At 63.7% G+C, this 21,244-nt stretch carries 17 protein-coding genes, 2 tRNA genes and 1 pseudogene; 8 read left to right on the forward strand and 12 right to left on the reverse strand.

Annotated features, from left to right (window positions below; all coding sequences use genetic code 11):
• Positions 1 to 70: 70 nt before the first annotated feature.
• The 7 genes from KVP10_RS09580 to KVP10_RS09610 all read right to left on the reverse strand — a co-directional run bounded on the left by KVP10_RS09580 (position 71) and on the right by KVP10_RS09610 (position 5,062).
• Positions 71 to 964 carry a PCC domain-containing protein gene (locus tag KVP10_RS09580; RefSeq protein ID WP_217964320.1) on the reverse strand — a complete coding sequence of 298 codons (894 nt, stop codon included), beginning with the start codon at positions 962 to 964 and terminating at the stop codon, positions 71 to 73.
• A 396-nt stretch (positions 965 to 1,360) separates the two neighbouring features.
• Positions 1,361 to 2,593, reverse strand: coding sequence for an MFS transporter (locus KVP10_RS09585; protein ID WP_217964321.1), 1,233 nt, complete (start codon positions 2,591 to 2,593; stop codon positions 1,361 to 1,363).
• 126 nt (positions 2,594 to 2,719) lie between these two features.
• Complete coding sequence (locus KVP10_RS09590; RefSeq protein WP_217964322.1) at positions 2,720 to 3,043, reverse strand: type II toxin-antitoxin system HicB family antitoxin; 324 nt, start codon at positions 3,041 to 3,043, stop codon at positions 2,720 to 2,722.
• An 8-nt stretch (positions 3,044 to 3,051) separates the two neighbouring features.
• Positions 3,052 to 3,297 (reverse strand): toxin HicA, encoded by a 246-nt coding sequence (locus KVP10_RS09595; RefSeq protein WP_217964323.1) that lies wholly within the window; start codon positions 3,295 to 3,297, stop codon positions 3,052 to 3,054.
• A 278-nt stretch (positions 3,298 to 3,575) separates the two neighbouring features.
• Positions 3,576 to 4,184, reverse strand: coding sequence for a L,D-transpeptidase family protein (locus tag KVP10_RS09600; RefSeq protein WP_217964324.1), 609 nt, complete (start codon positions 4,182 to 4,184; stop codon positions 3,576 to 3,578).
• 20 nt (positions 4,185 to 4,204) lie between these two features.
• The gene (locus KVP10_RS09605; protein WP_217964325.1) at positions 4,205 to 4,948 is read right to left on the reverse strand and encodes a M15 family metallopeptidase; all 744 of its coding nucleotides are present in this window, start codon (positions 4,946 to 4,948) and stop codon (positions 4,205 to 4,207) included.
• 26 nt (positions 4,949 to 4,974) lie between these two features.
• Positions 4,975 to 5,062: transfer RNA gene (locus KVP10_RS09610), tRNA-Ser, on the reverse strand.
• Between the two features lie 323 nt (positions 5,063 to 5,385).
• Here KVP10_RS09610 and KVP10_RS09615 point away from each other — a divergent pair.
• The 4 genes and pseudogenes from KVP10_RS09615 to KVP10_RS09630 all read left to right on the forward strand — a co-directional run bounded on the left by KVP10_RS09615 (position 5,386) and on the right by KVP10_RS09630 (position 8,315).
• On the forward strand, positions 5,386 to 6,363 hold the full coding sequence (locus KVP10_RS09615) for an NAD(P)H-quinone oxidoreductase (protein ID WP_217964326.1): 978 nt from the start codon (positions 5,386 to 5,388) through the stop codon (positions 6,361 to 6,363).
• 351 nt (positions 6,364 to 6,714) lie between these two features.
• Entirely contained in the window at positions 6,715 to 7,464 is a 750-nt protein-coding gene (tpiA, locus tag KVP10_RS09620) for a triose-phosphate isomerase (RefSeq protein WP_217964327.1), read from the forward strand.
• 17 nt (positions 7,465 to 7,481) lie between these two features.
• Positions 7,482 to 7,931, forward strand: a pseudogene (secG, locus tag KVP10_RS09625) (preprotein translocase subunit SecG); the annotation flags it as partial.
• A gap of 299 nt (positions 7,932 to 8,230) precedes the next feature.
• Positions 8,231 to 8,315 (forward strand) — tRNA-Leu (locus KVP10_RS09630).
• 308 nt (positions 8,316 to 8,623) lie between these two features.
• On the opposite strand, the gene KVP10_RS09635 is transcribed toward KVP10_RS09630, so the two are convergent.
• From KVP10_RS09635 to ugpB, 5 genes are all read right to left on the reverse strand, one after another.
• On the reverse strand, positions 8,624 to 10,012 hold the full coding sequence (locus KVP10_RS09635; protein ID WP_217964329.1) for a GntP family permease: 1,389 nt from the start codon (positions 10,010 to 10,012) through the stop codon (positions 8,624 to 8,626).
• Between the two features lie 68 nt (positions 10,013 to 10,080).
• Entirely contained in the window at positions 10,081 to 11,391 is a 1,311-nt protein-coding gene (locus KVP10_RS09640) for a methyltransferase family protein (RefSeq protein ID WP_217964330.1), read from the reverse strand.
• A gap of 155 nt (positions 11,392 to 11,546) precedes the next feature.
• On the reverse strand, positions 11,547 to 12,389 hold the full coding sequence (ugpE, locus tag KVP10_RS09645) for a sn-glycerol-3-phosphate ABC transporter permease UgpE (RefSeq protein WP_217964331.1): 843 nt from the start codon (positions 12,387 to 12,389) through the stop codon (positions 11,547 to 11,549).
• A complete protein-coding gene (ugpA, locus tag KVP10_RS09650) occupies positions 12,386 to 13,270 on the reverse strand; it encodes a sn-glycerol-3-phosphate ABC transporter permease UgpA (RefSeq protein ID WP_217964332.1) in 885 nt (294 codons plus the stop codon). The genes ugpE and ugpA overlap by 4 nt, the downstream gene beginning before the upstream one ends.
• 69 nt (positions 13,271 to 13,339) lie before the next feature.
• Complete coding sequence (ugpB, locus tag KVP10_RS09655; protein WP_217964333.1) at positions 13,340 to 14,677, reverse strand: sn-glycerol-3-phosphate ABC transporter substrate-binding protein UgpB; 1,338 nt, start codon at positions 14,675 to 14,677, stop codon at positions 13,340 to 13,342.
• A 436-nt stretch (positions 14,678 to 15,113) separates the two neighbouring features.
• Between ugpB and KVP10_RS09660 the strand changes: the two genes are divergently transcribed.
• The 4 genes from KVP10_RS09660 (at position 15,114) to KVP10_RS09675 (ending at position 21,221) form a co-directional block, all read left to right on the forward strand.
• Positions 15,114 to 15,935, forward strand: a complete 822-nt coding sequence (locus KVP10_RS09660) for an isocitrate lyase/PEP mutase family protein (protein ID WP_217964334.1) — start codon at positions 15,114 to 15,116, stop codon at positions 15,933 to 15,935.
• A gap of 295 nt (positions 15,936 to 16,230) precedes the next feature.
• Positions 16,231 to 19,152, forward strand: coding sequence for a molybdopterin oxidoreductase family protein (locus tag KVP10_RS09665; RefSeq protein WP_217964335.1), 2,922 nt, complete (start codon positions 16,231 to 16,233; stop codon positions 19,150 to 19,152).
• 205 nt (positions 19,153 to 19,357) lie between these two features.
• Positions 19,358 to 20,116: a 4Fe-4S dicluster domain-containing protein gene (locus KVP10_RS09670; protein WP_217964336.1), complete on the forward strand. Its 759-nt coding sequence runs from the start codon at positions 19,358 to 19,360 to the stop codon at positions 20,114 to 20,116.
• Positions 20,117 to 20,246: 130 nt separating this feature from the next.
• Positions 20,247 to 21,221: a dimethyl sulfoxide reductase anchor subunit family protein gene (locus tag KVP10_RS09675; RefSeq protein ID WP_217964337.1), complete on the forward strand. Its 975-nt coding sequence runs from the start codon at positions 20,247 to 20,249 to the stop codon at positions 21,219 to 21,221.
• Positions 21,222 to 21,244: the final 23 nt, after the last annotated feature.

The raw sequence follows: 21,244 nt of genomic DNA on the forward strand, positions 1-21,244 counted from the left end.
TCGGCGTGTTGCGCGTCGATAGCTGTCCGATTCGCGGCATCCGGCCGCCGCGGGCCTGGTCCCGGCGCTTTCAGTTTTCGTATTCCAGCGGCTGCAGCACCAGCTCGAAAGTGACCAGCACCGGATTGGCGCCGCGGCGCAGGCGGCCGCGGGAAGTCGTGCCGGTGTAGTCCACCAGCGTCACGTCCACGGTAGCGCAGGGGCGCCCATCGGGGCCGGGCTCGACCATGCCGTGCTCGATGAATAATTCCGTGGCGATGGGCTGCACCGTGCGCCCGTCATCGAACGTGGCGCCGATCAAGCTGCCCACGCCGCCGCGCAGCGCAGCGCGCCGTATGCCGCGCTGTGCACATAGCGATTCCACCGCAGTGCAAAAATCTTCATTGGGGCGGATTTGCAAGGCATAGGCCTCGGCCTCCCCCGTATTGCCGGCGATTTCCGGGCGTGTGTCCGCGGCGGCCAGGGCACGCGGCTGGAACAGGGAAAAATTCGTTTCCGCATCGGGCGCCACCTCGAAGCGCATGCCGCGCAGCAGCGTTGCCGTGACCCGCAACGGCTCGGCCAGCACCGTCTCGTCGGGCAGCACATGGCCGCAGCGCTCGGCGCCGTCGGCTTCCGTCCAGATGGCATGGCAATGCAGCCAGGGCGCGCCTTCGCGCTGCCCGTAAGTGATGCGCCCGGCCCGGATCCGCGTCGAACCGGCGGGGGCCTGGTAGCGCTGGCTGTAATACACCGCGTGTGCAGGCGTCTCGGACATGGCCGGCAGCACGTACGCAAAAGGCTCGAACTTGCCGCCCTGCAGTTCCAGCACCGCGCTGTCGGCATGTTGCGACTCGAGTGTGCGAGTGATTGCCGCGAGCAGAGGCACGCCTGCCGGCAGATCGAGTTCCATGGTATGGACCATACCGGCTACGCATTGTGTGCGTTCGGCTTGCGCCGGGCCGGGGTGTTGAATGTGGCGCATTGCGGGGTGTCTCCTGATCGATATCGATGCGTCAGTTTGCCGAGTGTTTTCGGCTCTGTGTCCATTTTGCCTGCATGGGCGGCGTGCGTCCATCTCGGAGAGAGGCGCGTGGTGTACGTGCCCTTGCGGATCGTCGCGAACCAAGAGGGCAGCGTAGTGATGCTGACCTTGTTCCGCCAGCCACAAATGAGCGCCGAGAAGTTTGCCGAGGATGAGGCCTGGGTCAGGAGATCTGGCCAGCCTCAAGGCGCTCGCGGAAGGCATATAGAGCCGGACCAGTCGGTTACGATCACCGTGCTATATGAAGAGCGTACGCGGGGCAGGGGAGTTTCGCCCACGTCCAACAGGAACGGAGCGGCCACGCCGTATAGCCCCGATCCCCTGCGATTGCCGGGCTCAGGCCGCGACTGTTGCTGGCCGCTCTGCCAACCGTGACACGGGCGAGATCAATATGACAGCCGCCTGCATGGCAAAGGCGACGACGGCGGCGAGCAGGCAGGCCTGGGCTCCCCACTCCCCGCCGATCAGTGCTCCCAGGCTCGCGCCTATCGGGCGCGCGCCATAGGCCAGGATATTGATCGCCGACACTCTGCCCAGCAATTGAGGAGGCGTGATCGTCTGCCGCAGGGTGGTCGTGCTGATGACCCACAATATCGGGCCCGCGCCCAGCAACAGGAACGCCGCTGCCGCCAGCGCCGGATACGGCAGCCAGATGGTAAGCGCCATCAGCGCTCCGCCCGCCAATCCGGCGACAGGGCCGGTGGCAATCACCGTGCCGAAGTTCAGGCGGCGCATGACGCGCGTTGCGCACAGCGCCCCGATTATCATGCCGGCGCCATAGGCGCTCAAGGTCTCGCCGACTCCTTGGGCCGACAAGTGCAATCGCGCCATTGCGTGCGGCACATACGCTGAATAAAGCATGAAGAATGCAGTGTTGAATATGAGTTGGGTCACGAACACCGGCAGCAGCAGCGGATGGCCGAGCACGAAGGCAGCACCTTCCTTGAGTTCCAGCCATGCCCGGCGACGAGGCGCTGTGCTGCGAGCCGGCTCGCCCACGCGCGACAGCAGCAGTACCGCGGCGAGCGACAGCGCGGCTGCCCAGGAGAACGCCTGCACGGCGCCCAGGTGGCCGACCAACAGCCCGCCCAGCGCCGGCCCGGCCGCATAAGCGCTGGTACGCGCCAGTTCGATGCGCGCATTGGCTCTGGGTAGATCCGATCCATTCACTAAACCAGGGACCGTGGCCGGCGCAGTTACGCTATAGGCGACCGTGCCGCAAGCGCCGACGAAGCCCAGCAAAGCCAGCAGCGGCAGCGTGATCAGACCCGTGGCAGCCAGCAGCACGATGCAAAGCAAGGATGCCGTGCGCAAGGCTTCCGTGGCTGCCATCAGGCGCGAGCGGTGCACGCGGTCGGCGAGCAAGCCGATGGGGATCGCGAACAGCAAGAAGGGCAGCGTCTGGGCCATCTGCAAAATGCCGGTCTCGCCCGCGCCGGCGCCCAGCGCGAGCACGGCAAAGATGGGCGAAGCCGCGAGCCCTATCTGCTCGGCGCACTGGGCGGCCAGATTCGACCACGCCAGGTAGCGAAAAGGCGCGGGCAGGGATGATTGGGCGGGCTTCAGCATGGGCGGGTTCCGGCAAGAGACAGTTCCGGATTATGGACAAGCCCGAGCCCGCGGACACCCCGTTATTTGCCGGCAAATTCTGGCTGATGAAGTATGCCGGGCCGCCTCGAAGTCAAAGAGTCGGTTTCAAAGCGCCAGCTTGGCACTTGCCAGCCGGTTCATGCTGATGCCTTTTTCGGCTGCTTCCAGTGCCAGTTTGCGATGAATGGAAGGCGGCACGCGCACCATGAATTTGCCTGTATAGGTGCGATCGGCCAGCGGCGCGGGCACCGGCTCGCCGGTGGCGCGCAGGTCTTGTACGCAATCGGCGGTAACTTGCATGATGCCTTGCAACGCAGCGCCAGGCCCGTCCGCCAGCCACGAGAGTGATGGAAGCTCGGCACACAGTCCCACATATTGTCCGTCTTCGGGCGACCATGTCACGCGGTATGTGTAATGCGTTATATCCATCTTGCATCTCACTGCGAATCCAATTTTTCCAGCGCGGCGAGCACTTGCCGGATCTGATATGGCTTGGCCTTGCCGTTTGCATTCTGGATGTTGATGCGAGGGTCTCCAATCCAAGGTGTCTTGAAAACTGCATGGCTGCTACCTGTTTGCCGCGGTTTGCCGAAATAGGCTAGGCATACTGCAAAAAGCTCGGCATACCGTAGGTTGTACGGCTCATCCCGCATTTTTGCGACGATTTTGTCGATGCCAGCCATTGCTCGTTGGTAGCTTGTCGATTATATATTAATAGTATCTTTATTGATACTAAATTGTTGGGCATCACAAGTTGATGCCAAGGCTCGCGAAGCAAAAGTGCGGGCGACCCGGATAATCAAGCTCGAAGGGCGCCGGAGCCGGGCCTTGCACGAGAAGCATATATGTCGAGATGCTGGTCGAGGCGTCCGTCAGGACGGATTTCTCCATGCCAAATGGTTGAAACCAGCATTCGAGACGTTTGATGAGGGCGAATAGCGCCGACGCGAGACGCGCTCGATCAATCCGGGCGGATATCGATCATCGTTCCCGGCGAGCAAGCTGCCAGGACGGCCAGAACATGCTCGATGCGCATGGAAACGCAGCCCGACGTGGGCAGCAGGGCATTGCCGTTCTGCCGCGCGACATGCAGGAAAATCGCGCTGCCTGCTCCTGGGAAGGGTGGCGCATCGTTATATCCGATCACGGCAAGCACATCGTAAAGATGGTCGTCCCGCCACATGGTTTCGGCGTCGGCCCGGTATGGCAAGCGAACTAGGCGGTTGTAGGCGGCATCTTGCGGGTCGTCGCACCAACCGTCCCTGGGGGCGGCCTTGTATATGGGCAGCCCCGATTTCGGCGCGGCCATCCTGTCGGGCCGATAGCGAACTTCACGCAAAGGAAAAATGCCTGTAGGCGTGCCGCCGTCGCCCTCGTGTTTCGGATGCAGGATTCCTGATCTGCCGAGCGCGCACGCATATTCCCGGCCCTTGAACAGCAGCTTCCCTGTGGTCGATCCAGCAGGCGCCCGCACCTGAATGATGTCCCGATTGCTTGAAGCGCTGGCACGTTTGCCCAACAGCGGCAAAGCCGCTGCAGCACAAAGTATTTGTCGTCGTGTTGCGCTCATTTGCCCTGTGTCCCGAAGTATCACTCAACGATTTTGTATCGGGCTTTCACGACATGCGCGGGCAGGGCATCGTAATGCCACCATTCTTGCTGCAACTGTATGAAGCCGGCGCGGGTCATGACTTTGCGAAGAATGAGGCGATTGGCGATCTGTGCCGGCGTCAGCCGGCCCTTTTTGAGCATGGCCTGCTCCCGGTCCGGTTCGGCCGCCTGCGAGAAATCGTCAAAATCCGTACCCATGTCCAAGGGCTTCCCGTGTTCGTCGACCAATGTCAGGTCGAGCGCGCAGCCGAAATTGTGGATCGAGCCGCTGGCCGGGTTGGCGACATACCTTTCTTTTTCTCGAGGCGTGCCAGGCACACGATTCCAGAACACCCATTGCACGGATCGAGGACGCAGCGCATCCCAGATCAGGAATTTCCAGCCGGGATGTTCCCGCTCGAGTATGGCCTCGGCCGTTTCGAATTTTTCAGCGGCAACGCGGCGCAGATACGCACGGTGAAAATCGCCGTACAAATTTGTGTGCGTGAAATTATTCGTGGTGGCGTAACGGAGATCGACCTGCACGGCGGGGCCGTTCTTGATTTCGACGAAATCGGGGTCCGCAGAAATTCTTCGAAACGATGCGGCAACCGATTGCGCGAGATCCGCCGATGCTGGAGGGTTTTGCACTACGGCCGCCATAGATATACCCCCCGAACAGGCTAGTAAAACAGTGGCCGCTGCAGGACGGGCAAGCAATCTGGCGAGTGTGGTCTTGCGCATCGACTCTCCGCGGTCCTGTTCCGAAGTGGCGGAAGGGGTGGGATTCGAACCCACGGATGGTTGCCCATCGCCGGTTTTCAAGACCGGTGCATTAGACCACTCTGCCACCCTTCCTGATGACGGCCCGTGTCTGGCGCTTGGGGCTTGTTCGAGCACTGGCATGGCGTTTATGCGCGTCCGTGCATGGACGCAATTCCATAGCCAGCGGGCCTAGGCGCCGCGGCGCCTTTGCGTCGAAAAGCACGAAAGTGTAGCGCATGTCACCCTGCCTGTCTGTCCAAGCGGCCGGTGCCGCGGCGGCTGGCGTTGCGGTGATGGTTTTCGTGGGCCGTGCAATGGACGCAAGGCAGGCTACCTGGGACGCTCCCGTATCCCCGTGCCCGCGCCTTTTGCGATAATCAGGCTTTGCTTCAGGCAATTTGGACACAGGAGTCGTCATGCAAGCAGTCGAAATTTCCCATCCCGGAGGGCCCGAGGTGCTGGTTCCGGTGGAACGCCCCACGCCCGAACCCAAGGCCGGCGAGGTCTTGATCAAGGTCGCCGCGGCGGGAGTCAATCGTCCCGACGTGTTCCAGCGCAAGGGCAATTACGCCCCGCCGCCGGGGGCGTCCGACCTGCCGGGCCTGGAGGTGGCGGGCGAGATCGTCGGCGGCGACCCCGCGGCGGGCGGCTTGAAGTTAGGCGACAAGGTCTGCGCTCTGATCGCCGGCGGCGGGTACGCCGAATACTGCGTCGCGCCTGCGGCGCAATGCCTGCCGATACCGGCCGGGCTGACCGAGGTCGAAGCCGCCGGCCTGCCCGAAACCTATTTCACAGTCTGGAGCAATGTGTTCGACCGCGGTCGCCTGTCTGCCGGCGAGACCCTGCTGGTGCATGGCGGGGCCAGCGGCATAGGCACTACGGCCATACAACTGGCCAAGGCCATGGGCAACACGGTATATGCCACCGTGGGCAGTGACGAACGCGCCCGCGCGGTGGAAGGGCTGGGTGCGGCACTCGGCATCAATTACCGCAAGCAGGATTATGTGGAAGAGATCAAGAAGGCCACCGGGGGCAAAGGCGTGGACGTGATCCTGGACATGGTGGCGGGGGAATACATCAACCGCAACCTGAACTGCCTGGCCGATGACGGACGCGCCGTCATTATTGCGCTGCTGGGCGGCGCCAAGGCCACGATCAGCGCCGACCAGATCCTGCGCCGCCGCCTGACTGTCACCGGCTCGACACTGCGTCCGAGGCCCGTAGCCTTCAAGGGCGAGATCGCACAGGCCTTGCGCCGCCACGTCTGGCCGCTGCTGGAAGCAAAAATGATCCGGCCTATCGTGTACGCCACGTTCCCGCTGGCGCGAGCCTGCGACGCCCACGCCATGATGGAAGCCGGCGAGCAGATAGGCAAGATCGTCCTGACCGTATAGCTGCGTAAAGGGCCCGCCCGTATAGCTGCATAGAGGGCCTGCCCGCCTGCCAGCCGCAACCCGGATGGCGGACGGCGCGGTTGGGCCGTCTCGGGCAGGATGGCCGGCGCCTGTCTGGGGCAGGAAGCTGCCAGATGGTAGGTGGCGGCTCGAATTCAAAAAACTCACGGGTCTTTAATATTTTCGGCCATCGCTGGACGGCCGCCTGTGCCCGGTATTCGCGCGTCCTGGCGGATGCCCTCCGGGCATTAGGCGAACAGGCCTGCATCACGCTACAATGCCAAGTTTATCCAATTTTGGACGCGGGCCGTGGCGGCTGTTTTGCGCCTTGCGCGTGCGCTTTCCATTTTTATGACAGCCACCAAGAATACCCGTACACGCCTGGTAATGGGCAACTGGAAAATGAACGGCAACCTGGCTACCAACGCCGAGTTGCTGGCCGGCTTGCACCTGGGGCAGCCGGATCCGGCTGTCGAGCTTGCCGTGTGCGTGCCGTTTCCGTATTTGGCGCAAGCCAGCGTGGCGCTGGCCGGCGGGCACGTCTCGTGGGGCGCACAGGATGTCAGCGCACATGCGCAAGGCGCCTATACCGGCGAGGTCTCGGCTTCGATGCTGGTCGATTTCGGCTGCCGCTGGGTGCTGGTGGGCCATTCCGAGCGCCGCAGCATGCATGGCGAAAGCAGCCAATTGGTGGCGGACAAGGCTGTCGCGGCACTGGACGGCGGCTTGGTGCCTGTGGTCTGTGTGGGCGAAACCTTGACCGAGCAGGAAGCCGGCCAAACGAACCAGGTCATAGCGCAACAGCTTGCGCCGGTGCTGGCCTTGGGCACAGAGGCCCTTGCTAAAATCGTGGTCGCCTATGAGCCGGTGTGGGCGATCGGTACCGGCCGCAGCGCCACGCCGGAACAGGCGCAGCATGTGCACGCGGCCATACGGGCCAGCCTTGCCGGCGCCGGGTCGCAGCAGACCCGCATTCTATATGGCGGCAGCGTCAAAGCGTCCAATGCCGCCAGCTTGTTCGCCATGAACGATATCGACGGCGCCCTGGTGGGCGGCGCTTCGCTGGTGGCGCAGGAATTTCTACGTATTGCGGCCGCATAGGCTTCGGAGTTTTCTACATGCAATGGTTGTCTCCTCTTCTTCTGACGATACAAGTCATTTCGTCGATCGCCATCATCGTGCTGGTGTTGTTGCAGCAAGGCAAGGGCGCGGACATGGGTTCGGCCTTCGGCAGCGGCTCGGCCGGTAGCCTGTTCGGCGCCAGCGGCGCGGCCAATTTCCTGTCGCGCACCACCAAGTGGGCGGCGATCATATTCTTCGCCACCACCGGCGGCCTGGCCTATATTGCGCACCACCCCAGCACTTCTCCGCTGGACACCGGCGTGATGAAGGGCTTCAAGCAAGAAGCGCCCGCCCCGGCTCCGGCCCCCGCCGCCACCGGCTCGGCAGTGCCTTCGGTGCCCGGTGCGCCGGCTCAGCCTGCGCCGGCCGCCGGCGGGGCTGCCGCTCCCGCTTCGAATGCGGTGCCGTCGGTGCCTGCCTCTCCGTCCGCCCCCGCGGCCGGTGGCAAGTCGTCCTCCGCAACGCCGTCAGCGGCCGCTCCCGCTGCCGCGCCGTCTGCCGACGACAAGGCGTCGAACCAGTCCGGCGGCAATGGCAAGAAGGTGGATCCTTCCACCTTGGCCAAGTAACGCAGGCTTAGTGCCCGAACGCCATCGGCATGGTGGCGTCGGCCGCGATGGCGGTGCATGCGGCTTTTCGATAAGGCCGCGGCAGGATCGCACCGCCGCGCAACGCCCTAGGCTGGGGGCGTTTCATGCTAGAATCTCGTTCTTCGCAAAAGGGTAGAACCTTGGCAAAGAGCCCAGCCGACGTGGTGGAATTGGTAGACACGCTATCTTGAGGGGGTAGTGGCGAAAGCTGTGCGAGTTCGAGTCTCGCCGTCGGCACCACAGTATCAAGCGATACAGTACGAATTCAATTGAAACCCGCATGGCTATTGGCCTTGCGGGTTTTTTAATGGCCCGGGATTGCGCGGTGCCGTACCATGCACCCATGGATTCCTTGCTTTTGGGTACATTTTTGGGTGCTGTTTGAAGCACCTCTTGAAAAACGCCCCAACGGGGCCAGTCCGGGCTCGGCCACTACGCAGGTGCTTGCGTGCCAAGGGCCGTTAAAGCCGCAGCCGGCATAGCGCACGGCGGCGCAAGCTTTGAAGCCGGCGTGGGCTACACCCTCGGGCAGGGCGCTTACGGCCCGATCACCCCAGTTTCGGCAGCAGGTCGAACAACAGCACCATCACGAGCCCCACCACCGACACAATGGACTGCACCACGGTGATGGTCTTGGTGGCTTCGCCCATGGTCATCCCGAAAGATTCCTTGACCATCCAGAAGCCCGCGTGATTGGCATAGTTGAAGAACAGCGAGCCGCAGCCGATGGCCAGTGCCAGCAGCGGCACGTGCAGCGTCGGGTCGACGCCTACCAGCGGCGCCAGCAAGCCGGCGGCGCCCACGATGCCTACGGTGGCCGAGCCGGTGGAAACCGACAGCAGCATCGCGATCAGCCATCCCAGGACCAGCGGCGGCAGGTCGAACTGCTGCGTCAGGTGCACGATGGCGGTGCCCACCTGGGCGCTGGTCAGTACCTGTTGGAAGGCGCCGCCGCCCGCGATGATAAGCATGATTCCCGCAATGGGCTTGAGGCTCTGGCCAAGCGCGTCGCGCAGTTTTTCGGCATCGCCGCCGTGCGTATACACCAGGAAGATCGACGCAAAGAACACGCCCAGCAGCATGGCGATGAGCGGATTGCCCAGGAATGCGGCGATATGCAGCAGGCCGGAGTCTTTCGGCAGCAACACCTCGGCCAGTGCATGGAGCAGCATCAGGATCGCCGGCAGCAGCGCAGACAGCACGCCTATGCCCACGCCGGGCGGATCTTTAGGGGCATCTTCGGGCGTGCTTGCCGTGAACTGCTCCAGCAACGCCGCGTCGGGGCGTACGCTCATACGTGGCGCAATGAAAGCGCCATACAAAGGCCCGCCCAGCACCATCGCGGGTATCGCGGCGACAAAGCCGTAAAGCATCGTCGGCCCGACAGAGGTATGCAGGATGGCAATCGCGGTAAGCGGGCCGGGGTGCGGCGGCACCATGCCATGCATGGCGGCCAGCGCCGAGATCACCGGCACGCCTACATATACATAACCCGACCCTTTGAACTTTTCGCGGCTTTCGAGTTTGCGCGCCACGCTGAAGATCAGCGGCAGCATCACCACCAGGCCCACCTCGAAGAACATGGGGATGCCGATGACGAAGGCCACCAATGTCATGGCCCAGGGGATCATGCGGTCCGACGAGCGTTTGAGGATCGCATTGGCCAGGTGCTCGGTCGTGCCCGAATCCGCCAGGATCTTGCCCAGCATCGCGCCCAGCGCAATCACCACGCCGACGGCCCCCAGTGTCTTGCCGGCGCCATTGGTAATGTTTTTGACAATATCGCCCGGAGCCATGCCGGTGGCGATGCCCACGCCTATGGACACGATCAGCAGCGCCAGCAGCGGGTGGGTGTGGAGGCGCGAGATGATAAGCGCCACCAGAACAAGCACGCTTAGCAGGGCAGTGACCAATAGCTGGATATCGACGGGAGACATATAGGCCTTGGGATTTTTCGCGAGTGGAAGTCACCGCCCTCGCAACAACTGCCCGTACCCGGGGGTTGCTAAGGCAGCCGGATCAGTACCGGCAGCCAGCCCGATACCTGGGCCCATTCGATCAGCTCGAACAGGGGAATCGCCAGGAAATAGGGCAGGGCGTCGCGCAGGGTGTTCCATAGTCCGGACATCGAGACCGTCAGGTGTTCGTCGCTTCTCCAGCCAGCGAAGCGCGGCCCGAAGCGGGGAACCCGTGCGCAATAGGCGTCGAATTTCGGCCCGAAGACCTTGCGCAGCAGCCGCTCTTCTTCTTCGATGACGTTCTTGAAAACTGCATAGACGAACAGCGCCATGATGGGGCCCAGCAGCAGGCTGCCGGATTGAGCGCCGATGCCCGTGACGGCGATCATGGAAAACCAATACAGCGGATTGCGGCTGATGGAATAGGGGCCCTGGTCCATCAGTTCCGCGCCTTTGCGTCCGCCCAGGTACAGGATGCACCAGCAGCGTCCCAGCAGAGCCACCGCGATCAGCGCCAGGCCTACCCATTCCACGGATTCGTGCGGCCAGGATTCGGGCGCCGCCGCCGAGCCGATGAAGGGCACCAGGCAGACCAGGAATACGCCGTATATGCCCAGGGTCGTGCGGCGCTGCACCTGTACGGTGGACAGGTGCTTCCATATTTCTTCCAGCGTGTGGTCGTCCGTGGCCAGGCTGGCCACCCCGTGGCGGGTGACCACCAGCCGGAAGAAGAGCACGCTGCACAGCAGCCACGCCGCGGCGGCGGCCCACAGGGTCTCGCTGACGAAGTGAGTGCTGTGCATCAAGTAGACCAGGCACAATACCAGGCCTACGGCTACTGCCAGGCCCAGGCCCAGCCAGCGCAGGCGCCGGCGCTCCAGCGCCCAGCCGGCAAAATACAGCTCGAACAGGGAAAAATACAGCCCGAACAGCGCCAGCCCGACGCTGGGATGCGCGCCGAAGGCCGTCAGGGGGTGGGGCACGAGCGCGGTCTGGCGCAGTACCCAGGCCAGCATCGCCGCCAGCAGAAAGACGCCGAACAGCACTCGGAACAGGGTGCGTCCCGAGCGGGCGGCGGCATCGTTGCGGCCGCGCAGGGCCAGCGCGCCATTGACCAGGATCAGGCAGGGCAGCACCAGCCATTCGACCAGGTGGGCGGCCAGTTCCAGCCCGCGGCCATATATCGTGGCGTGGCCCCACGCAGTGGGCCCGGGCGGCTGGAGCATGTGTGCGGCGCCAGTCGCGCCCAGATGTTGGAGACTGTATGCCAGCCAGCCTAGCAGCAGTGAAATGCCGATGATCTGGGTGAGCACGTAGAAGAAGGAATTCCGGTAATGCATACCGGTGGGTCGAGACATGAAGAGCATCCCTGGCAAGAAATGGGTCCGAAGTGCCGCGGATCGCGGTTTCGGAGCCGTGCCGCCGCGATGGCGGCCGGCGCGGCGTAGCATACATCGCCTGGGGGAAACTTGGTACTGAAATTTGTTACCTGGAATTCGCCGCGGACGCCCGCCTATTTTTCGGGCTCGATGAGGCCTTTGACGAACTGCCGCTGCATGGCGACGATGACGACCAGCGGCGGCAGGATGGCAAGCACCGCCGTGGCCATGACCCAGTTCCAGGGCGGCACGCTGTCCGGCACGTTTGCCAGGTGCTGCAGGCCCATGACTATGGTGTACATGTCCTCGCGCGTGGTGGCTATCAGCGGCCACAAGTACAGGTTCCAGCCGTAGATGAACTCGATGACGAACAGGGCCGCGATGGTGGTGCGCGACAGCGGCAGCACGATGTCGAAGAAGAACCGTATGGGGCCCGCGCCGTCGATGCGCGCGGCTTCGGTCAGCTCGTCGGGAATGGTCAGGAAGAACTGGCGGAAGAAGAACGTGGCGGTGGCCGAGGCGATCAGGGGCACGATGAGGCCCGCGTAGGTGTCGAGCATGTGCAGGTCGGCGACGACCTGGTAGGTGGGGAGAATGCGCACTTCCACCGGCAGCATCAGGGTCAGGAAGATCAGCCAGAAGCAGAACTTGCGCAGCGGGAAGCGGAAATACACGACGGCGTATGCCGAAAGAATCGAAATGGCGATTTTCCCTATGCTGATGCCCAGCGCCATGATCAGGCTGTTGAGCATCATGCGCGCCACGGGCGGCGCCGCCCCGCCTATGCCCGCAAACAGCACATGCTTGTAGTTCTCGAAGAAGTGCGCGCCGAACCACAGCGGGAAATGGCTCAGCACCTCGAAGGTAGTGTGCGATGAGGCCACCAGTGCTGCATATACCGGGAAGATGAGCACCACGATCCCGGCCATCAGGACCAGATGGCGGCGTATCGGGGCGGTGCCGGTTTTTTCTATCATTGGTAGTTCACCCGCCTTTCGATATAGCGGAACTGGATGATGGTCAGGATGATGACCAGGCCCATGAGTATGACCGACTGCGCGGCGGAATTGCCCAGGTTCAGCCCGACGAAGCCGGTGCGGTAGACCTGGTAGACGAGGATGTTCGTGGAGTTGCCGGGCCCGCCCTGGGTGATGGCGTCGATCAGCCCGAAGGTGTCGAACAGGCTGTACACAATGTCGATGACCAGCAGGAAGAAGGTCGTGGGTGCGAGCAGCGGGAAGATCACCGTCCAGAAGCGCCGCACCGGCCCGGCCCCGTCTATGGCCGCCGCCTCGAGCAGCGAAGCCGGAATGGCGTGCAGGCCGGCCAGGAAGAACAGGAAGTTATAGGCGATCTGGCGCCATACCGCGGCGATGATCATGAGCGTCATGGCCTGGGGGCCGTGGACGTTGAAGTTCCAGTTGACGCCGAGGGCTTCCAGCCAGTTCGAGACCAGGCCGACATTGGGGTTGAAGATGAACACCCAGAGAATGCCGGCGGCCGCGGGCGCCACGGCATAGGGCCAGGTGAGTATGGCCTGGTACAGGCGCGAGCCGCGCAATACCTTGTGCGCCTTGATGGCCAGGTACAGCGACACCGCCAGTGTGAGGAAGGTCGTGGCGATCGTGAATACCGCCGTGACCTTGAAGGAGTTGAGGTAGGTGTCGCTGCCCAGCAGCGACTTGAAGTTGGCAAGGCCCACGAAGCGCTGGGCGCCGGTAAAGGCGTCCTGTACGAAGAACGACGAGGACAGCGCCTCGTAGGCAGGCCAGATGAAGAACACGAGAGTGACCGCCAGTTGCGGCGCCAGCAGCAGATAGGGCAGCCACTTGTTGCGGAAGTAAACGCGTTTTTCCATCCGGCGCTTGCCTTGGTCGAGGTTTCAACAGGGTTTCAGATCGAGTGGCCGAAGTTCATTGCCCGATGGTCACTTGGCATGCGCCGCGGCGAACATCTGCAGTTGCTCGTCGCCGCGCTTGACCGCGTCATCGAGCGCCTGCTGGGCGGTCTTGCTGCCCGACCAGACGTTTTCCAGCTCCTGGTTGATGATGTCGCGGAACTGCACGTAGTTGCCCATGCGAATGCCCTTGGAATTCTTGGTGGGCGGATTCAGGGACAGTTCCTTGATCGGGGTGGTGGCGCCCGGGTACTTCTGGTAGTAGCCCTCTTTCTGGTTGAGTTCGTAGGCGGCCTTGGTCACCGGGATATAACCGGTGGCCTGGCTCCATTGCGCTTGTTGCTTGGGCTCGGCCAGGAAGGCCAGGAACTTGGCAATGCCTTCATAGTGGTTCTTGGGGTTGCCGCTCAGTACCCACAGCGTGGCGCCGCCCAGGATGGAGTTCTGGGGATGTTTCACGAGGTCGGAGTTGTAGGGCATCATGGTGACGCCGACCTTGAACTTCGCGCCCTTGACGATGGGGACCAGAGCGCCCGAGGACTGCGTCATCATGGCGCAGACGCCGCCTACGAATTGCGGCATGGGCTTGTCGGCGCGGCCGCCGTAGGTGAACAGGCCTTTCTTGGCCATTTCGCCCAGGCGCGCGATGTGTTCCACGAACGGCTTGGTGTTGAACAGCAGCTTGGTATTGATGCCGCCGAACCCGTTGTCATTGCTGGCAAACGGTATGTTGTGCCAGGCCCCGTAGTTTTCGATGTTGATCCAGGACTGCCATGCGGTGGTGTAGCCGCACTTGGCGCCGCTGTCCTTGAGTTTCTGGGCGTCGGCTTCGAGTTCTTGCCAGGTCTTGGGCGGTTCTTTGATCCCGGCCTTCGCGAACATGTCTTTGTTGTAGTAGAGCACCGGCGAAGAGGTGTTGAAAGGCATGGAAAGCAGACGCCCCTGGCTGTCGCTGTAGTAGGCGCTGACTGCCGGGACGAACTGGTCGGCGGAGAATTTCACGCCCACTTGTTCCATGAGCTTGTACACCGGGACGACGGCGGCCTTGGCCGCGAGCATGGTACCGGTCCCGACTTCGTAGACCTGCAGGATGTCGGGCTGGCGATGCGTACGGAAGGCGGCGATGGCCTCGGTCATGGATTGGTCGTACTGGCCCTTGTAGACCGGCTTGACCTGGTACTTGGACTGCGATGCATTGAATTCGTTGGCGAGCTTGTTGACCTCTTCGCCGAGAGGGCCGCCCATGGAATGCCACCACGTGAGCTGGATGGGGCCGGAGTCGGCCGCATGAGCGCTCGGCGCCATGGCCAGCGCCAGCGCGGAAACGATTGGAATTATTGGTAGTGCCAGCTTGTCGATCGTGCGCATCCGATACTCCTTGTCGATTTGAATATTGTGGGCTGTCTACGGTTTGTTCGATGTGATGCCGTGGCTTGTCTTCCCCTGGTCGGGCTTTCCGTTGCCGTATCGATGGAACGAAAAGGGCAAGACTTTCATATTGCGCAGCGCCGTGGCGGCTGTCAATCAGGCTCAACCCGAAATCGGCCCTGCATGACACATAGCTCGGAACACCGCGCGGCCGCACGTGGCCAGTAGCGCGCAAGCGTCGCGGGGGCCAGTCGCGCCGCGGCCATGTGTTGGCGGTGCGGCCGTGCCGCCGAATTCAGCGACGCGTCAGCGGCCATGGCAGCTTCCGCCTGTTCCTGTTCAGGACTATGCTTGTACGTCGATAACGTCGATACATTATTTATCTTTCCCGCTGCACTGGTTTTTCCATTGCCGGGTTTTTTCCATCGAGGTTGCCATGTCCCGTACCGTTGCCGAGCGGCGCGCCGCTTTCAGGGCCTTGCATGCGCAAGGCTGTTTCGTCCTGCCCAACCCCTGGGACGTGGGCAGCGCCCGCATGCTGCAGCATCTGGGTTTTGCGGCGCTGGCCTCGACCAGTTCCGGCTATGCCTGGAGCACCGGGCGCCCAGACTACGCGGTGACGCGCGACGATGTGCTGCGGCACCTGGGCGATTTGTGCGCGTCCGTGGATCTGCCGATCAATGCCGATTTCGAATCGGGCTTTGCCGAGTCGCCCGAAGCGGTGGCGGCCAATGTCGGCCTGGCGGTGCAAACCGGAGTGGCCGGCTTGTCCATCGAAGACAGGGACGCCGATACCGAAGCCGGCCTGTACGCAAAGCCCTTGGCCGTGGAACGCATCCGGGCCGCGCGCGCGGCGATCGACGCCACGGGTTCCGATGTCCTGCTGGTGGCTCGCACCGAAGGCCTGCTGACGGACCCCGAGGCCATCGGCACGGCCATCGACAAGCTGGCCGCTTTCGCGGAGGCGGGCGCCGATTGCCTGTATGCGCCGGGCGTGCGTAAGAAAGAGGATATCGCGGCCATGGTGCGCGCCGTGGCGCCCAAGCCCGTCAATGTGCTGATCATGGGGCCCGGCATGAACGCGGCCGAGCTGGCGGACTTGGGCGTGCGGCGCGTCAGTGTCGGGGGCGCCCTGGCCCGGGTGGCCTGGGGCGCCTTGCTGCCAGTGATGCAACAGATGAAAACCGGCTCGTTCGACGGCCTGTCCGGCGCCATGCCGGGCGGCGAACTCAACCATGTTTTCGGCGCCGGACACTGAGGCCCGCCGTCTTTTCTTTATTTCTTATACATATTTACTTACTACCACCAGTAGTAATATAAATCGGATATGGAATGGCCCGGTCGGCAGGCCGGACCCGACATGCGGGCCACGTGCCGCCGGCGATTAGCCTTGCAGGCTTACATTTATCGTATGTTTTTCCAAATTTCGGTACGTTTTGTATCGATTATTATGTTAGTATTGTGCGGTCTGTACGACAAACGCGTATGACGCGTATCTGTCCGGCGCAGAATCCGGAACAGGCGGCTTTGCCATCGAGACCGGAGACAAGCGCATGGAGCATCGGCACCGCACGCAGCAGGAATCCCTCGAAGTCAAGACCACCACATGCTATATGTGCGCGTGCCGTTGCGGCATACGGGTGCATTTGCGTGATGGTGAGGTGCGCTATATCGACGGCAATCCGAACCATCCCCTGAACCAGGGGGTGATCTGCGCCAAGGGTTCGTCGGGCATCATGAAGCAATACTCGCCGGCGCGCCTGACCCGGCCGCTGATGCGCAAGCCCGGCACCGAACGCGGCGCCGCCCAGTTCGAGCCGGTGTCCTGGGAACACGCCATGTCGGTGCTGTCCGAGCGCCTGGCGCACTTGCGTGCGACCGATCCGCGCCAGTTCGCGCTGTTCACCGGGCGCGACCAGATGCAGGCGCTTACAGGGCTCTTCGCCAAGCAGTACGGCACGCCGAACTATGCGGCGCACGGCGGCTTCTGTTCGGCCAATATGGCCGCCGGCATGATCTACACCATGGGCGGCTCGTTCTGGGAATTCGGCGGCCCCGATCTCGACCAGGCCCGGCTGTTCCTGATGATAGGCACCGCCGAAGACCACCACTCGAATCCCCTGAAGATTGCGCTTTCGAAATTCAAGCGGGCCGGCGGCCGCTTCATCGCCATCAACCCGGTGCGCACTGGCTATGCGGCGATCGCCGACGAATGGATAGCTATCCGCCCGGGCACCGACGGGGCGCTGTTCATGGCCTTGATCCGCGAGCTGATCGAGCAGGACGCCTACGACCACGAATTCGTGGCGCGCTACACCAATGCCGGCGAACTGATCGACCAGCGCGCCGACGGCGACACCTATGGCTTGTTCGTGCAGGATGCGGCCAGTCCCGAGCAGAACGCCCTGTTTCCGCAGAACCGCCGCTGGTGGGACAAACATACCGGCCGCGCGGTGCTGCATCACGCGCCCGGCGCCGAGCCGGCGCTCGACGGCCGCTACACCCTGGAAGACGGCACGCCCGTGACGCCTGCATTCGCGCTGCTGCGCGAGCGGGTGGCGCCCTGTACGCCGGAATGGGCGGCGCAGATCACGGGCATCGGGGCCGACACCATACGCCGCCTGGCGGGCGAACTGGTCGCCGCCGTGCGCGAGCAGCAGGTCGAGCTGCCGATCCGCTGGACGGATTGCTGGGGCGTGGAACATGACAAGGTGCGCGGCGCGCCCATCGCCTTTCATGCCATGCGCGGCCTGGCGGCGCATTCCAACGGCTTTCACACGATACGCGCGCTATCCATATTGATGACGCTGCTGGGCACCATCGACACTCCGGGCGGCTTCCGGCACAAGTCGCCGTATCCGCGCGCGGTGCCACCCTCGGCCAAGCCGCCCAACGACCCCGCAGCCATCAAGCCCGACACGCCGCTATCGGTCGGCCCGCTGGGCTGGCCGGCTGCCCCCGAAGACCTGTTCGTCGACGAGCAGGGACGGCCGGGGCGCATAGACAAGGCCTTTTCCTGGGAATTCCCGCTGGCGGTGCACGGCATTATGCACAGCGTCATCACCAATGCCTGGCGCGGCGACCCGTACCCCATCGACACGCTGATGATCTTCATGGCCAATATGGCCTGGAACTCGTCCATGAATACGGTCGAGGTGCGCAAGATGCTGGCCGACAAGCGCGAGGATGGCGAGTACCGCATTCCGTTCCTGGTGGTATGCGATGCCTTCGAGTCGGAGACAACGGCCTTTGCCGACCTGATCCTGCCCGATACCACCTACCTCGAACGCCACGACGCCATGTCCATGCTGGACCGGCCGATTTCCGAATTCGACGGGCCGGTGGATTCGGTGCGTATCCCGGTAGTGCCCCCCACGGGCGAGTGCCGGCCGTTCCAGGACGTGCTGATCGAGCTGGGCGCGCGCATAGGCCTGCCGGCCTTCACCGCCCCGGACGGCACCCCGCGCTACAGCGGCTATACGGATTTCGTCGTCAATTTCCAGACGGCGCCCGATTCGGGCACGGGTTTCCTGATCGGCTGGCGCGGCAAGGACGGCGACAAGGCGCTGGTCGGCGAACCCAATCCGCGGCAGTGGGAAGAATACGCCAAGCACGATTGCTACTACCACCACGTGCTGCCCGAATCGTGGCAATACATGCGCAACTGCAACGGCCCGTACCTGAAATGGGCCAAGGAAAACGGCTTGCGCAAGTTCGACACGCCTATCGTGATCCAGTTGTATTCCGACGTCATGCAGAAGTTCCGTCTCGCCGCCCAGGGCCGCAGGGCGGGGCGGCAGCCGCCCGAGCACCTGCGTGCGCGTGTCGAGCATTATTTCGATCCGCTGCCGTTCTGGCACGAGCCCGTGGAACACCAGGCCATAGATGCGCAGCGCTTTCCGCTGGCGGCGGTCACGCAGCGGCCCATGGCCATGTATCACTCCTGGGATTCCCAAAACGCCTGGCTGCGCCAGATTCACGGCGAAAACTACCTGTTCGTCAATCCCAAGGTGGCGGCCGAGCAGGGCATCGCCGACGGCGGCTGGATGTATATAGAGTCGCAATGGGGCAAGGTGCGCTGCATGGCGCGCTACAGCGAGGCGGTGGAGCCCGGCACGGTCTGGACCTGGAACGCCATCGGCAAGGCCGCCGGGGCCTGGAACCTGGGGCCGCAGGCCAACGAGTCGCAGCGTGGCTTTTTGCTGAACCACCTGATCACCGACGAACTGCCTGCCGCGGACGGCAGCGCTCCGCTGTCGAATTCCGACCCCATCACCGGACAGGCCGGCTGGTATGACCTGAGAGTGCGCATTTATCCGGCGCAGGCCGAAGAGCAGACCACGCTGCCGCAGTTCGTTCCCATGCAGCCCATGCCGGGCTCGGCGAGCGTCGTAACGCGGCTGGCCCAGGCCTATTTCGCCGGACGAGGCGAGTTCGCCGCCAGGCTGCGCAGGGCGGCAGGGCGGGGCAAATGAGTGCCGTGCAGCGATATTGGCATGCTGCCGCTATGCGCCTCGTCGTAGGGTTGGCGGTGGCATTGCAGCGGGCCGGCGTGGTGGCAATACCCGGGGCGGCGCCGCGGCCGGCGGGAGCGGCAGCTTCAGGCAGGTATCCGGGGCGTGGCCGGGCGGATGGCAGGGGCCGGGGTGCAAAAGGACACATCATGCAGGGGCATGCAATATGACTCAGATGGCGCTGGTGATAGATTTGAACGTCTGCGTAGGCTGCCATGCCTGCGTGACGAGCTGCAAAGAATGGAATACCTCGGGCGAGGCGGGCAGCCTGGCCGATATGCAGGCCTACGACGCCGACCCTTGCGGCACCTTCTTCAACCGGGTGCAGACCTACGAGGCCGGCGAATTTCCCTTCAGCGAGACGGTGCACTTCCCGAAGTCGTGCCTGCATTGCGAGGATCCCCCGTGCGTGCCGGTGTGCCCCACGGGGGCCAGCTACAAGCGCGAATCCGATGGCCTGGTGCTGGTCGACTACGATCGCTGCATAGGCTGCAACTATTGCACTTGGGCCTGTCCGTACGGGGCGCGCGAGCTGGACCCGCAGCGCAAGGAAATGACCAAGTGCACCTTGTGCGCGGACCGCATCGACAACCAGGCCCTGCCCGAGCGCGACCGCAAGCCCGCCTGTGTGCTGGCCTGTCCGACCTCGGCGCGGCTGTTCGGCGATATCCACGACCCGGATTCCGAGGTGTCCAGGGCGATCCGCGAGCGCGGCGGCTACCAGTTGATGCCGGAATGGGGCACGAATCCCGCCAATCATTACCTGCCGCGCCAAAAGACGCAGGCCTCGGGCTGTTCGTCGCAGTCCTGCGGCTGCGGGTCGGAGAGCGCGGCGGCTGGCGGCGCGGCCTTGCACGCCGCTGGCCTTCAAGGGCAGCTCGACAGCGGCCGCATCGACCTGGCCGCCGTGGCTGCCAGGGCTTAGCGCCGGGCGTGCAGCCAAGTGCGCAGGTGATTTATCACGGCCAAGTACACAGGTAATTTATTCATGATATCGGCAAGGTTGCGGCGGCGCGCGAGTGCGCCGCGCACCGAGCGGCAAGGAGGATAGCCCCATGCGGCCCGCGTTTTCGGTCGTGTTCCTGACTACATTGTGCGGCGCAGCCCAGGGGCTGCTGCTGGCCCTGGTGGCTGTGCAATGCCTGGCTGCTGCCGACAGCGTACCGGCGCCCGCGGCGGCGTTCTATACAGCCGGTAGCGCGGCATCCGTGGTGCTCGGCGCCCTGGGGCTGCTCGCCTCGTTCTTTCACTTGGGGCATCCCGAACGCGCCTGGCGGGCGGTGGCCATGTGGCGCACATCCTGGCTGTCGCGCGAATGCCTGGCGCTGCCGGCTTTCCTGGCACTGACTTTCTTCTATGGCTGCGCCCACATGCTGGCATGGCCGCCCGCCGCGGCCCTGGCGCTCGGCCTGCTGGCCGTATTGGCCGCTGCGGCGTTGTTCGTCTGTACGTCCATGATCTACGCCTGCCTGCGCTTCCTGCAGGAATGGGCCAGCCCGCTGACCATGGTGAATTTCGTGCTGCTGGGCTGCGCCTCGGGTTTCACGCTGGCCACCCTGGCCGCGGCGTGCTTCGCCCCCGGCCTGGTCGGCTTGCTGGCCGCCTGCGCCTGCGTGCTGACCGCGGCCGGGCTGCTGTCGCGCCTGGCTTCGCTGGGGCGCAATGCCCGGCTGCACCCCAAATCCACGCTGCAAAGCGCCACCGGCATACGTTCGGACAATATCCGGCAGGTATCGCGCGGTTTCACCGCCAGCGCGTTCAATACCCGCGAATTCTTCCATGGCCAGACTCCGGCCGCCCTGAAAACCGCCAAGTACGGCTTTCTGTTGGCCGCGTTCGTAGTGCCCTTCGTGCTGCTGGCCCTGGGCTGGTCCTGGTCGCAGGCACACGCCGCCGGGGCAATGCCCGGGCTCGTCGGCCTGCTGGTCGTGGCATTCCTGATCCAGTATGCCGGCCTGGTGGCCGAGCGCTGGTTCTTCTTCACCGAGGCGCGCCACCCCCAGAACCTGTATTACCAGCGTGCCGCCTGACACCGGCGCCGCCTGAGTCGCTC

This window comes from Candidimonas humi (assembly GCF_019166065.1).
Lineage (GTDB): Bacteria > Pseudomonadota > Gammaproteobacteria > Burkholderiales > Burkholderiaceae_B > Candidimonas > Candidimonas humi.